Annotated in this window: 14 protein-coding genes; 8 read left to right on the top strand and 6 right to left on the bottom strand. The window is 72.2% G+C overall.

The window, feature by feature from the left end; translation table 11 throughout:
• Positions 1-129: 129 nt before the first annotated feature.
• Together KHC27_RS16585 and KHC27_RS16580 are read right to left on the bottom strand one after the other, a co-directional pair.
• The gene (locus KHC27_RS16585) at positions 130-1,260 is read right to left on the bottom strand and encodes a type III PLP-dependent enzyme (RefSeq protein WP_213340504.1); all 1,131 of its coding nucleotides are present in this window, start codon (positions 1,258-1,260) and stop codon (positions 130-132) included.
• Positions 1,261-1,909: 649 nt separating this feature from the next.
• Entirely contained in the window at positions 1,910-2,149 is a 240-nt protein-coding gene (locus tag KHC27_RS16580; RefSeq protein ID WP_213340503.1) for a hypothetical protein, read from the bottom strand.
• Between the two features lie 123 nt (positions 2,150-2,272).
• Between KHC27_RS16580 and KHC27_RS16575 the strand changes: the two genes are divergently transcribed.
• From KHC27_RS16575 to lhpI, 8 genes are all read left to right on the top strand, one after another.
• On the top strand, positions 2,273-3,871 hold the full coding sequence (locus KHC27_RS16575) for a gamma-glutamyltransferase family protein (protein WP_213340502.1): 1,599 nt from the start codon (positions 2,273-2,275) through the stop codon (positions 3,869-3,871).
• Positions 3,872-3,945: 74 nt separating this feature from the next.
• Positions 3,946-5,085 (top strand): alpha-D-ribose 1-methylphosphonate 5-triphosphate diphosphatase, encoded by a 1,140-nt coding sequence (locus tag KHC27_RS16570; RefSeq protein WP_213340501.1) that lies wholly within the window; start codon positions 3,946-3,948, stop codon positions 5,083-5,085.
• A gap of 11 nt (positions 5,086-5,096) precedes the next feature.
• On the top strand, positions 5,097-5,813 hold the full coding sequence (locus KHC27_RS16565; protein WP_213340500.1) for a DUF1045 domain-containing protein: 717 nt from the start codon (positions 5,097-5,099) through the stop codon (positions 5,811-5,813).
• A gap of 3 nt (positions 5,814-5,816) precedes the next feature.
• The gene (locus KHC27_RS16560) at positions 5,817-6,431 is read left to right on the top strand and encodes an LbetaH domain-containing protein (protein ID WP_213340499.1); all 615 of its coding nucleotides are present in this window, start codon (positions 5,817-5,819) and stop codon (positions 6,429-6,431) included.
• A 102-nt stretch (positions 6,432-6,533) separates the two neighbouring features.
• Positions 6,534-7,517, top strand: coding sequence for a signal peptide peptidase SppA (gene sppA, locus KHC27_RS16555; protein WP_213340498.1), 984 nt, complete (start codon positions 6,534-6,536; stop codon positions 7,515-7,517).
• Positions 7,518-7,579: 62 nt separating this feature from the next.
• Positions 7,580-7,873, top strand: coding sequence for an integration host factor subunit beta (gene ihfB / locus KHC27_RS16550; RefSeq protein WP_213340497.1), 294 nt, complete (start codon positions 7,580-7,582; stop codon positions 7,871-7,873).
• A 64-nt stretch (positions 7,874-7,937) separates the two neighbouring features.
• Positions 7,938-8,324 carry a lipopolysaccharide assembly protein LapA domain-containing protein gene (locus tag KHC27_RS16545; RefSeq protein ID WP_343210933.1) on the top strand — a complete coding sequence of 129 codons (387 nt, stop codon included), beginning with the start codon at positions 7,938-7,940 and terminating at the stop codon, positions 8,322-8,324.
• 5 nt (positions 8,325-8,329) lie between these two features.
• Entirely contained in the window at positions 8,330-9,292 is a 963-nt protein-coding gene (lhpI, locus tag KHC27_RS16540; protein WP_213340496.1) for a bifunctional Delta(1)-pyrroline-2-carboxylate/Delta(1)-piperideine-2-carboxylate reductase, read from the top strand.
• 27 nt (positions 9,293-9,319) lie between these two features.
• Here lhpI and cysW read toward each other — a convergent pair whose 3' ends face one another.
• The 4 genes from cysW to KHC27_RS16520 form a co-directional block, all read right to left on the bottom strand.
• Positions 9,320-10,201 (bottom strand): sulfate ABC transporter permease subunit CysW, encoded by an 882-nt coding sequence (gene cysW / locus KHC27_RS16535; protein WP_213340495.1) that lies wholly within the window; start codon positions 10,199-10,201, stop codon positions 9,320-9,322.
• Entirely contained in the window at positions 10,198-11,019 is an 822-nt protein-coding gene (cysT, locus tag KHC27_RS16530; protein WP_213340494.1) for a sulfate ABC transporter permease subunit CysT, read from the bottom strand. Before cysT ends, cysW begins: the two co-directional genes overlap by 4 nt.
• 127 nt (positions 11,020-11,146) lie before the next feature.
• Positions 11,147-12,163: a thiosulfate ABC transporter substrate-binding protein CysP gene (cysP, locus tag KHC27_RS16525; protein WP_281417093.1), complete on the bottom strand. Its 1,017-nt coding sequence runs from the start codon at positions 12,161-12,163 to the stop codon at positions 11,147-11,149.
• 151 nt (positions 12,164-12,314) lie between these two features.
• Positions 12,315-13,289 (bottom strand): DMT family transporter, encoded by a 975-nt coding sequence (locus KHC27_RS16520; protein ID WP_213340492.1) that lies wholly within the window; start codon positions 13,287-13,289, stop codon positions 12,315-12,317.
• Between the last annotated feature and the right edge of the window lie 38 nt (positions 13,290-13,327).

Raw genomic sequence — 13,327 nt, 5'->3', positions numbered from 1 at the left:
GGGGGAAAGGTTGCGAGAGGGGCCCGGGCCGGCGCCTCGATCCCGAACCGCGCGGGCACCGCTCCCGGCCGCGTTGGCGGCGGGAGGCAGGCCCCGGCGGGGGGAGAGGTCGAGCCGGCCCGGTAAGGCTCAGATCACGTAGGATCGGAGCGGGTCGAAGCCGTTGAAGGCCACGGCCGAGTAGGTGGTGGTGTAGGCGCCGGTCGCCTCGATCAGCACCTTGTCGCCGATGGCGAGCGAGACCGGCAGCAGGACCGGCTCCTTCTCGTACATCACGTCCGCCGAGTCGCAGGTCGGGCCGGCGAGCACGCAGGGCTCCACCGCGTCGCCATCGCGCGGGGTGCGGATGGGGTAGCGGATGGCCTCGTCCATCGTCTCGGCGAGACCGCCGAACTTGCCGATGTCGAGATAGACCCAGCGCACCGGATCGTCCTCGGACTTCTTCGAGATGAGGACGACCTCGGCCTCGATCATGCCCGCGGCGCCGACCATGCCGCGGCCCGGCTCGATGATGGTTTCCGGCAGGTGGTTGCCGAAGTGGCGCGACAGGGCGCGGAAGATCGCCTGACCATAGGCCTCGGCGGCCGGCACGTCCTGCAGGTACTTGGTCGGGAAGCCGCCGCCGAGATTGACGAGGCTCAGCGGCAGGCCGCGCAGCGCGCACTCCTGGAAGATCTGCGAGGCGGAGGCCAGCGCGGAATCCCAAGCGTCGACGTTCTTCTGCTGCGAGCCGACGTGGAAGGACACGCCATAGGCCCACAGGCCGAGCCGGTGGCCGTGCTCCAGCACGTCCGCCGCCATCTCCGGCACGCAGCCGAACTTGCGGGAGAGCGGCCATTCCGCGCCGGCGCCGTCGCACAGGATGCGGCAGAAGATCTTGGCGCCGGGGGCGGCGCGGGCGACCTTCTCGACTTCCTCGACCGCGTCGACCGCGAAGAGGCGCACGCCGAGCGCGAAGGCGCGGGCGATGTCGCGCTCCTTCTTGATGGTGTTGCCGTAGGAGATGCGGTCGGCGGTGGCGCCGGCCGCCAGCGCCATCTCGATCTCGGCGACCGAGGCGGTGTCGAAGCAGGAACCGAGCTCCACGAGGGCGCGCAGCACCTCCTTCGCCGGGTTGGCCTTCACCGCGTAGAACACGCGGGTGTCCGGCAGGGCGCGGGCGAAGGCGGCATAGTTGGCGCGGACCACGTCGAGGTCGACCACGACGCAGGGACCATCCTCGCGGCGGTTGCGGAGGAATTCGCGGATACGGTCGGTCATGGCACTCTCCCAAGGACCCGAAGCAGCAACCATGGATGCAACAGCCCGCCCGCGGCCCCGGTAGGGCACGGTCGTGGCGAGACGGTGCATCCGCTCGCGATCGACGGAGGATCCGCCGATCGTATGGACTGGAGCCGTGGCAGCGATACGTCCGCGAGCGCATGTGGAGAGCGCTCCCGTTCGGTCGATGCCTTCGCTTGGACTGGGAGGACCCCGATCCGCACGCCCGGCAAGAAGTAGTGCCTCTTTAGTTTCCCGACCTTTGGAGGGCCGACAGAGACCAAAAAAGCCCGCTACGTCGTTGCTTCAAGTCACGTTCCCCGCTGAGAGCGAGGTGCGCCGGTTTCGCCTCCGGCTACCGATCTTCCTGGCGACTTTCCGGCCTCTTGTCCGGACTTCCGCCGATCGGCACGCGACCACAGGCACGTGCGAATGTTGGGCAGGCGCTGATGTAGGGAAAATGACCGTCACATGCAAGACGGTTTTGAGAAAAATGCGCAAGGCCCGGTTGCGCGGGACGCATGCCGCCGCAACCAGCTGGCGGCGCACGCTTTTTTCCGGGAGGTGCGGGCCAGGGACGACAACGGCCGGATCGCTCGGGCCGTGGCGGGTGCCGGCGGGGCCGGCGCGGGCGGGCCGGCGCGCGCCGTCAGCCCTCGATGAAGGGCTCCACGGTGCGGGCCTTCTGCACGAATCGCCAGATGCCGTAGAGCGCGAGCAGGAAGAAGACGCCCTCGAAGATGCGCTCCCAGTGCCAGCTCGCCTCGAACAGCGCGGCCAGCGCCCAGCCGGCGGCCAGCCCCGCGCCGATCAGCTCGGCGCCGAGCAGGATGGCGGCGCTGACGACGGTGCTGACATGGTCCCAGCGGATGCGGCGGCCTGCGCTCATGGTCTTCGTCTTCCGGCTTAATGCGAGGGGCGCAACCTGCTATGCCCGGCCGCCCGGGTCAAGTCGCGGGCGGATTCGCGGCCGCGGCGCGCGGGTTCATGGCCGGTGGGACGGAGCGTCGGGATGGGACAAGAGAGCCTCTTCGCCGGGCGCGGCATGGTTGCCGCCCCTCACCATCTCGCCGGCGAGGCCGGCCGCGCCGTGCTGGCCGAGGGCGGCAACGCGGTGGAGGCGATGGTGGCCGCCGCCGCCGCCATCGCGGTGGCCTATCCCCACATGAACCACTTCGGCGGCGACGGCTTCTGGCTGATCCGCGAACCCTCGGGGCGGGTGCGCTACATCGAGGCGGCGGGCTTCGCGGGGGCGAAGGCGACGCGCGGCTTCTACGAGGAGCGGGGCCACCACGTCCTGCCCGCGCGCGGGCCGCTCGCCGCCCTCACCGTCCCCGGCCAGATCGGCGGCTGGCAGCTCGCGCTGGAGGCGGCGAAGGCGCTCGGCGGACGGCTGCCGCTGGCCCGGCTGCTGGAGCCGGCGATCGCGCTGGCCCGGGGCGGCGTGCCGGTGTCGCGCTCGCAGAGCCGGCTCACCACCGAGAAGCTGGCGGAGCTGCAGGACGTGCCGGGCTTCGCCGCGACCTTCCTCGCCGAGGGCAAGGCCCCCGCCGCCGGCACCACCCAGCGCTTTGCCCGGCTCGCCGACACGCTGGCCCATCTCGCCGGCGCCGGGCTGGACGATTTCTACCGCGGCGATGTCGGCCGGGAGATCGCCGCCGACCTCGAGCGGGCCGGCAGCCCGGTGACCCGCGCCGACCTCGCGCGCTTCCGCGCCGTGCCGCGCGAGCCGCTGCACGCGCGGTTCTCCGCCTTCGAGGCGTGGTCCTCGCCCCCGCCCACCCAGGGGCTCGCCACCCTCATGATCCTCGGCATCTTCGACCGGCTGGAGGCGAAGCAGCCGGAGAGCTTCGCCCATGTCCACGGGCTGGTGGAGGCGACCAAGCGCGCCTTCCTGGTGCGCGACCGGGTGGTGACGGACGGCGAGCGGCTGCGCCACGACCCCGCCGCCTTCCTCACCCCCGCCGCCTTCGAGCGCGAGGCGGCGGCGATCGACCCGCGCCGGGCGCTGGCCTGGCCGCGGCCGGCGGCGGGCGGCGACACGGTGTGGCTGGGCGCCGCCGATGCCGGCGGCACCGTGGTGTCCTACATCCAGTCGATCTACTGGGAGTTCGGCTCCGGGCTGGTGCTGCCGGCGACCGGGGTGCTGATGCAGAATCGCGGCGTCTCCTTTTCGCTCGATCCCGCCGCGGTCAACCCGCTGGAGCCCGGCCGGCGGCCGTTCCACACGCTCAACCCGGGCCTCGCCCGGCTCGCCGACGGCCGGGTGATGGCGTTCGGCACCATGGGCGGGGAGGGCCAGCCGCAGACCAATGCCGCGGTGCTGAGCCGGCACGTGCGCTACGGCGTGCCGCTCGGCGAGGCGATCGACCGGCCGCGCTGGGTGCTGGGCCCGACCTGGGGCGCGGGCAGCGCCGTGAGCCTGCGGATCGAGCCGCGATTCGATTCCGCCCTGCCGGAGCAGCTCGAGCGCGCCGGCCACGCCGTCAGCGTCATGGACGAGCCCTATTCCGACGTCATGGGTCATGCCGGGGCGGTGATTCTCCATCCGCGCGGCGCGCTCGAAGGGGCGCACGACCCGCGCAGCGACGGTGGCGCGGCCGGCGTGTGAGGCCGCCAAAGGGGCGGCGGGCCGGGTGCCGGCGCTTCATCGAACGGTCACAGGAACATGCGAGAGGCGCGCCGATGGAAACGATCCTCACCAATGCCCGCCTCGTGCTGCCCGACGCCGTCGTCGAGGGCACGCTGGTCCATGCCGACGGCGTCATCCGGGCGGTGGAGGCCGGCCGCTCCGCCGCGCCCGGCGCGGTGGACTGCGCCGGCGCCTATCTCGCGCCGGGGCTGATCGACCTCCACACCGACGCGCTGGAAGGCCATTTCGTGCCGCGCCCCAAGGTGATCTGGCCCGATCCCCGGGCCGCGGCGCTGGCCCATGACGCCCAGGTGGTCGCCTTCGGCGTCACCACCGTGTTCGACGCCATCTGCGCCGGCGGCTTCGACCAGGCCAAGGCCGACCGCCGCGCGCTCTACGAGGTGATGCTGGACGCGGTGGACACCGGCATGGCGCGCGGCCTGTTCCGCGCCGACCACCGCATCCACCTGCGCTGCGAGCTGACCGACCCCACCTTGCCGGATCTGGTGGAGGCCGCGCTGGGGCGCCCGACCCTCACCCTCGCCTCGCTGATGGACCACACGCCGGGCACCCGGCAGTGGCGCAATGTCGAGCATCTCAAGGTCTATCTCTCCGGCATCGGCAAGGGTGGTGCCGACCTTGACCGCGAGGTCGCCGACCGGATCGAGCGCGCCCGCGGCGCGGTGGCGGGCAATTTCGACCGCATGGTCGCGGTGTTCGCCTCTTCCGGCATCGTGCTGGCGAGCCATGACGACACCACCCCCGGCCATGTCGCGGAGGCGCTCGCCGCCGGCTGCACCATTTCCGAGTTCCCCACCACGCTGGAGGCCGCCCGGGCCGCCCGCGCGGCCGGGCTCGCCACCGTGGGCGGCGCGCCGAACGTGGTGCGGGGCGGCTCGCATTCGGGCGGGGTCTCGATCCGCGAGCTGGCCGCAGAGGGGCTGCTGGACACGCTGGCCTCCGACTATGTTCCCGCCAGCCTGCTGCAGGCGGCGGTGGAGCTGACCCGCACCCCCGGCCTGCCGCTGCACGCGGCGCTGGCGCTCGTCACCTCCCGCCCCGCGGCGCTGGCCGGCCTTGCCGACAGGGGCACGCTCGCGCCCGGCCTGCGGGCGGATTTCGTGCGGTTCGACCTCGTCGAGGGCACGCCGGTGGTGCGCGATGTCACCAGCGCCGGACGGCGGGTGTTCTGAGGAGCGGGCTGATGACCGAGGCACGCAGCGCCGAGCCGCGCTACGCCATCTATTTCGCCCCGCCGCCGGCGAGCCCGCTGTGGCGCTTCGGCTCCCGCGTCATCGGCTACGATGCCGAGACCGGCGAAGAGCCGGAGCCGCCGCCCTTCCGCCATTTCGACGCCGAGACCTGGCGCGAGATCACCGCCGATCCCCGCCGCTACGGCTTCCACGGCACGCTGAAGGCGCCGTTCCGGCTGGCGCCGGGCCGCGACGAGGCGGGGCTCAGGGCGGCCTGCGCGCGCTTCGCGGCGGATCGGGCGCGCTTTGCCTGCGCCGGGGTGGCGGTGGCGGGGATCGGCCGCTTCCTCGCGCTGAAGACGGTGCAGCCCTGCGGCGCGCTCGACCGGCTGGCGGCCGGGGCGGTTTCCGCCTTCGACGATTTCCGCGCGCCGATGAGCCCGGGCGAGCGGGAGCGCCGGCTGCGCTCGCCGCTGACGGCCCGGCAGCAGGAATCGCTGGAGCGCTGGGGCTATCCCTATGTGTTCGACGATTTCCGCTTCCACATGACGCTGACCGGGCCGCTGGACGAGGCCCCGCGCGAGCTGGCGGCGGCGGAGCTGCGGGAATTCTTCGCCGCCACCCATGCCGACGGCCCGCTGATCGTCGAGGCCATCGCGCTGTACCGGCAGGAGGGCACGCCGGGCGCCCGCTTCCGCCTGATCGAGCGCTTCGCGCTGGGGACCTGAACCATGGCCAAGCTCGGGCTGCAGCCCGCCGTCGATCCCTCCGCGCAGGTGGTGCGCTCCCGCCTCGGCCGCTACACCGAGGTCGGCGCCCGCACCAAGCTGCTGGAGGTCGAGCTCGGCGACTATTCCTATGTCGTCGACGATTCCGACATCGCCTACGCCACCGTCGGCAAGTTCGTCTCCATCGCCGCGATGACCCGCATCAATCCCGGCAACCACCCGATGGAGCGGGTCACCCAGGCCCATTTCACCTACCGCGCCTCGGCCTATTTCGACGATGCCGGGGACGAGGAGGGCTTCTTCGACTGGCGCCGCTCCCATGCGGTGAGCATCGGCCACGACGCCTGGATCGGCCATGGCGCCATCGTGCTGCCGGGGCGCAGCGTCGGCATCGGCGCGGTGGTCGCCGCCGGCGCGGTGGTGACGAAGGACGTGCCCGCCTACTCCATCGCCGCCGGGGTGCCCGCCCGCCCGGTGCGCGACCGTTTCCCGCCCGCCATCGCCGAACGGCTGCAGGCGCTGGCGTGGTGGGACTGGGACCACGCCCGGCTGCGGGCGGCGCTGGCGGATTTCCGCACGCTGGGGCCCGAGGCCTTCCTGGAGCGGCACGGCGGCTAGCCCCCGCCACGGTCGAGGCCGCGGGCTTTTCCTGCCGAGAAGGTTGCGCCGGAACGCGGGAGCCTATTAAGTCCGCCTCCGGTTTTGAGAAGGAGGGCGCGCATGGCGCTCGGCAACCCCGCGCTGGAGGTCGACCAGCTCATCGACAGGCGGCGCCTGCGGCGCAAGCTCGTGTTCTGGCGCACGCTGGGCGTCGTCCTGCTGGTCGGCGTTCTGGCCGCCGTGGCGAACTGGTGGAGCGGCGGGTTCGACCCGAAATCGGCTCCCCATGTCGCCCGCGTCACCATCGGCGGCACCATCCGCAGCGAACGCGAGCGGGTGGAGATGCTGGAGGACATCGGCAAATCCGGCGCCGAGGCGGTGATCATCTCGATCGACAGCCCCGGCGGCACGGTTGTGGGCTCGCAGGCGCTCTACGACGCGCTGCGCCGGCTGAACGCCCGCAAGCCGGTGGTCGCGGTGGTGGAGGGCATGGCGGCCTCCGGCGCCTATATCGCCGCGCTCGGCACCGAGCACATCGTCGCCCCGCGCAACGCGCTGGTCGGCTCCATCGGCGTGCTGTTCCAGTATCCCAACATCACCGGGCTGATGAAGACCGTCGGCGTCGAGCTGGAGGAGATCAAGTCGAGCCCGCTCAAGGCGGCGCCGAACGGCTTCACCCCCACCAGCCCGGAGGCGCGGCGGGCGGTGGAATCACTGGTGGCCGACAGCTACGCCTGGTTCAAGGGTCTGGTCGCCGAGCGCCGCGGCCTCCAGGGCGCCGAGCTCGACGCCGCGGCGGACGGGCGGGTCTTCACCGCGCATCAGGCCCTGCCGATGCATCTCGTCGACGAACTCGGCGACGAGCGCACGGCGCGGGCCTGGCTTGCCAAGACCAAGGGGGTTTCGGACAAGCTGCGGGTGCGTGACTGGCACACCGGCCGTCCCGGCGACGAGTTCGGCTGGCTTCATGTCGGCGCCGGGGCGTGGCTCGACGCGCTGGGCCTCGGCGGGCTGGCCCGTTTCGTGAATGCCGCCGGCGACGTCGCGGCAACGTCGCGCCTTGACGGTCTGCTGGCCCTCTGGCACCCTCGCTCGGGTGACTAAACCCCAGCGTAAGTATTTGAAATACATAGCACTTTTCGTTGCGAGGAGGGGACGGGGCATCGATGATCAAGTCTGAACTGGTCCAGCGGATCGCCGAGGCCAATCCGCATCTCTACCAGCGCGACGTCGAGAACATCGTGAACGCGATTCTCGACGAGATCGTTGCGGCGCTGGCGCGCGGCGACCGGGTGGAACTGCGGGGCTTCGGGGCGTTTTCGGTGAAGAGCCGGCCCGCGCGCACCGGGCGCAATCCGCGCACGGGCGAACATGTCGCGGTTGACGGCAAGGCCGTGCCCTATTTCAAGACGGGCAAGGAAATGCGCGAGCGCCTCAACGACGGCCTCGATCTCGAATAGCCCGGCGCCCGGGCCACCAACCCCGCCCGGGCGGGTATCCGGGCCAGTATCCAAGGAGTGCGGCGTGCTGCGTCGGATCGGACTCGTCCTCATCGTCCTCCCGCTGTCGCTGATCGCGGTTCTGCTGTCGGTCGCGAACCGGCAGCCGGTGACCCTCAATCTCGACCCCTTCGGCGGCGAGACCATCGCGGTGGCGGTGCCGCTGTTCCTGCTGGTGTTCGCCAGCGTCATCCTCGGCGTGGTGCTGGGCGGTGTCGCGGTGTGGCTGCGCCAGGCGCGCTTCCGCAAGGCGGCGCGGCAGGCCCGCCGCGAAGCCCGGCAGGCGGCAGCCCAGGCCGCCGAGCTGCGCGAGATGATGGCCGCCAGCGCCCCCGCCCCGGCGGCGGCGCGCGGCCTGCCCGCCCCCGGCGCCTCCCGCGTCGCGCTGACCGACCGCCGCAGCGCGGCCTGAGCGTCATGGGCGAGCTTCGTTTCGTCGGCGCGGCGGAGATCGCCGCGCGCCTGACCTTTCCCGCCCTGGTCGAGGCTCTGGAGGCGGCGTTCCGCCGTCCCATCGTGGTGCCGGTGCGCCACCACCACGGTATCGAGCGGCCCGAGGGCGAGGCGGCGCTGCTGCTGATGCCGGCCTGGACCGCCGGCGGCGGCGAGGACGACGTGCTCGGCACCAAGCTCGTCACCGTCTTCCCCGGCAACGGCGCCCGCGGGCTCGACAGCGTCAACGGGCTCTATGTGCTGAACTCCGCCGCGACCGGGCAACCGCTGGCCGTGCTCGACGGCCGCGCGCTGACGCTGTGGCGCACCGCCGCGGCCTCCGCCCTCGCCGCCCGCTGGCTGGCGCGGCCGGACGCCACCCGGCTCGCCATCCTCGGCGCCGGGGCGCTGGCGCCCTATCTCGCCCGCGCCCATGCCAGCGTCCGCCCCATCACGCAGGTCCGCATCTGGAATCGCACCCCGGCCCGCGCCGAGGCGGTGGCGACGCTGCTGCGCGGCGAGGGGTTCGACGCCGCCGTCGCCGCCTCCCGCGCCGAGGCGGTCGCCGGGGCGGACATCGTGTCCTGCTGCACGCTGTCGGCGGAGCCGCTGGTGGAGGGCCGCTGGCTGGCGCCGGGGCAGCATGTCGACCTCGTCGGCGGCTTTACCCCGACCATGCGGGAGGCCGACGATGAGGCGATCCGCCGCGCCCGGGTCTATGTCGACACCCGCGGCGGCGCCTTCAAGGAAGCCGGCGACATCGTGGTGCCGCTCGCGACCGGGGTTCTGACGCCGGAGGCGGTGCAGGGCGACCTGTTCGAGCTGGCCGGCGGCCGGGCCCGGGGGCGCGGCACGCCGGACGAGATCACCCTGTTCAAGTCGGTGGGGTCCGCGATCGAGGACCTCGCCGCCGCCGAGCTGGTGTGGCGGGGGCTCAAGGAAGGCTGAGGCGGCGTCGGCTCCCCTTGCGCCCGTTCAGTGCCCGGCCCGGCCGGCGCGCCTTACCGCGCGGGCGTCGAGACGCTCGATGACCGCCTTGGCCACCAGCGTCACCAGCGCGACCAGCGTCAGCAGGGTCGCGACCGCGAAGGCCGCGACCGCGTTGTTGTCCTGGTAGAGCAGCTCGATCTGCAGCGGCAGGGTGTTGGTCTGGCCGCGTATGTTGCCCGACACCACCGAGACCGCGCCGAACTCGCCCATCACCCGCGCATTGCACAAGGCGGCGCCGTAGAGCAGGGCGAAGCGGACATTGGGCAGGGTGACGAGCCGCAGGATGCGCCAGCCGCCCGCGCCCAGCGTGACCGCCGCCTCCTCCTCCTCCGAGCCCTGGGCCAGCATCAGCGGCACCAGCTCGCGCGCCACGAAGGGCGCGGTGACGAACAGGCTCGCCAGGATGATGGCGGGCACGGCGAACATGATCCTGATGTCGTGGGCCTCGAGGAACGGGCCGAGCAGGCCCTGGCCGCCATAGACGAAGAGATAGGCGACGCCGGCGATGATCGGCGAGATCGAGAACGGCAGCTCCACCAGCGCCAGCAGCAGGGCGCGGCCGGGAAAGCGGAACTTGGCGATGGCCCAGGCGGCGGCGATGCCGAAGCCGACATTCACCGGCACCACCACCAGCGCGGTGAGAAGCGTCAGCCCGATGGCGTAGCGCGTGTCGGGCGCGGCGAAGGAGGCGGCATAGGCCGCCCAGCCATGGCGGAACGCCTCGTGGAAGATGGCGGCGAGCGGAGCCACCAGCACCAGCAGCGTGCCGGCCAGCACCAGGCCGAGCAGCAGGGCGCGGGCGAGCGGGCCGTCGCCGACCCGGCGGGCCCCCGAGGGGCCGGCCGGCTTCACCCCGTTGGCGCTCATGACGCGGTCCCCATCCGGCGCTGCTGCCAGAGCTGGACCAGATTGACCAGCATCAGCAGCAGGAAAGCGAGGCCGAGCAGCGTCGCGGCGATGGCGGCGGCGGCGGGGTAATCATATTCCTCGATGCGGATGAAGGTGAGCAGCGACACCACCTCGGTCTTCAGCGGCAGGTTGCCGGCGATGAAGATGATGGCGCCGAACTCGCCGAGCGAGCGGGCGAAGCCGAGCGCCGAGCCGGTGACGAAAGCCGGCAGTAGGGCGGGGAAGATCACTTTCCGAAAGATGCGGCCGTCCGAGGCGCCGAGGGTGGCGGCGGCTTCCTCGACATCGGCGGCAAGGTCCTCCAGCACCGGCTGCACCGTGCGGACCACGAAGGGCAGGCTGGTGAAGGCCATGGCGCAGGCGATGCCGAGGGGGGTGTAGGCGACCTGCACCCCGATCTGCGCCAGCGGCGCGCCGAACCAGCCGTTCTTGGCGAACAGGGCGGAAAGGGCGAGGCCGGCCACCGCGGTGGGGAGCGCGAAGGGCACGTCGACCAGCGCGTCCAGCAGGCGCTTGCCGGGAAACTCGTAGCGCACCAGCACCCAGGCCAGCGCGAGGCCGTACACCGCGTTGAACGCGGTCGCGGCGGCGGCGGTGGACAGCGTGACCTGGAAGGCGGCAAGCGTGCGGGCGCCGCTCATGATGGCGAGATAGCGCTCCAGCCCGATGCCGAGCGCCTGCCAGACCAGCGCGCCGAGCGGCAGCAGCACGATCAGGCTGAGATACAGCACCGTGAGGCCGAGGGAGAGCGGAAAGCCCGGTATGACGCGGCTCACGGAGCCTCCTTAGCTTGCCGGCGATGGCCGGGACACGCCCCCGGCCATCGCCGCACTCCGGCGCGAATGTCCAGCCGCGCGGGCCGGAGACGGCGCAAACCCGGGGCGGGGTGCCCCGCCCCCGGCCTCACGGGGCGACGAACAGGGTGTCGAGCTTGCCGCCGGAGGCGAAGTGCTCCTTCTGGACGTTGGCCCAGCCGCCGAACACGTCTTCCACCTTCAGCAGGCGGACCGGGGCGAACTTGCCCTTGAACGCCTCGGCCACCTTGGGGTCGACGACGCGGTTGTTGAAGGTGGCGGCGATCGTCTGGCCCTCCGGCGAATAGAGATAGGTGAGGTAGTCGGTGGCGATCTGCCGCGAGCCGCGCTTGTCCGCCACCTTGTCGACCACCGTGGCGGGGAATTCGGCCAGCAGGCTCACCGGCGGCACCACCACCTCGAAGCCACGGTCCTTGTAGGCGTCGCGCACGCCGAGCACCTCGGCCTCGAAGGTGATGAGCACATCGCCCTGCTCGCGCTCGACGAAGGTGGTGGTGGCGGCGCGCCCGCCGGTGTCGAACACCACGACATTGGCCAGCAGCTTCTTGGCGAAGGCGTCGGCCTGGGCCTTGTCGCCGTTGAACTTCTCGAGCGCGAAGGCATAGGCGGCGAGATAGGTGTAGCGGGCGTTGCCGGAGGTCTTGGGGTTGGGGAACACCAGCTTGACGTCGTCGCGGACGAGATCGTCCCAGTTCTTCACGCCCTTCGGGTTGCCCTTGCGGACGAGGAAGGCGGGGAAGGAATACCAGGGCGAGGAGGCATTGGGCAGCCGGCCCTGCCAGTCCTTGGCGACGAAGCCCTTGTCGACGAGGAAGGTGATGTCGGTGACCTGGTTGAAGGTCACCACGTCGGCCTCCAGGCCCTCGACGATGGAGCGGGCCTGCTTGGAGGTGCCGGCATGGCTCTGGTTGACGGTGATCTCCTTGCCGGTCTTCGCCTTGTAGGCCGGCACGAACTGCTTGTTGATCGCCTCGAACACCTCGCGTGCCACGTCATAGGAGGCGTTGAGGATGGAATTCGGCTCCTCGGCGCGGGCCGGGGCGCCGGGAAGGGCGCCCGCCAGCAGCGGGGCGAGGGCGGCGGCGAGGACGAGGCGGCGCGACAGGCGCATGGACGGTCTCCGGTGGGCCGCAACGACAGGGCGGCAAACATCAGCAAAAAGGCGTGAAATATTGAATTTCACAGTTACCGGTGTCTAACACGCCGATTGTCGTTGAGGAAGCGCGTATTCGGCAACGCTCCCCTGCGCCGCCGGTTCACGCCGCCGGGCGCCTGCGCAGCGGCAACCGCCAGCCGAGCCGTCCGCCCAGCGTGCCGGCCGCGATCAGCGCGAGGCCGGCGCCCTGTGCCGGCCCGAGCGGGTGAGCGTAGACCAGCCAGTCCACCGCGATGGCCACCAGCGGGTAGACGAAGGTGAGCAGGGCGATGGCCGGGGTCGTGAGCCGGGGATAGGCGCCGTACATCAGCACATAGGCGACCCCGCTGTGCAGCACGCCGATGCCGACCAGCCAGGGCCACGCCGCCGGGGCGATGGGCAGCGACCAGTCCGCGAAGGGGGCCAGCATCACGATGCCGGTCAGGGTCTGGCACAGCGCCGTCACCTCCGCCGGCTGCCGGCCCAGCCCCTTGGCGAGCAGCGTGCCGGCGGCATAGAGCGCCGCCCCGGCCAGCGCGACGCCGATGCCCAGCGTCCAGCGCGACGACGTCTCCGCGCCGATGGCGGCGGAGGGCCTGCCCCAGCTTCCGGCAAGGCCGCTCGCCAGCGCGACGCCGAGAAAGGCGACCGCCATCCAGCCGAGCTGCGCCGCGGTGATGCGCTCGCGCAGCAGCGCCCAGCCGAGCAGGACCACGAAGAAGGGCTGGATGTGATAGACGATGGTCGCGGTGGCGATGCTGGTGAGCCGGATGGCGGCGAAGAACGCGGTCCAGGTCAGCACCGTGCAGACGCCCGCGGCCACCGCCCGCGCCAGATCACGCCGCTGCAGCCGCTCCGGGCGCAGATGCCCGCGCCAGAGGCTCCACGCCCCCAGGAAGAGGCTGCCGAAGACGCAGCGCCAGAACACCGTGCGCACCGGGTCGAGCCCGGCTTCGGTGACGAACGCCCCGACGGTGCCGGCGATGGCCATGGCGAGGGCGAGCTGGAGCCCGGGCGCGCCCCGGCCCGGCCGGGCGGCGGTCGTCGGGCCGGAACGCGAGGCGGCGGCGGGCAGGCCGGAGGAGGAGGCGCGCATGGCAGGATTCCAGCGGAGGAGGCGCGATCCTCGGGTCG

The sequence above is a fragment of the Ancylobacter lacus genome (assembly GCF_018390635.1).
GTDB lineage: Bacteria > Pseudomonadota > Alphaproteobacteria > Rhizobiales > Xanthobacteraceae > Ancylobacter > Ancylobacter lacus.
This window is presented reverse-complemented; position numbering and strand designations above follow the sequence as displayed.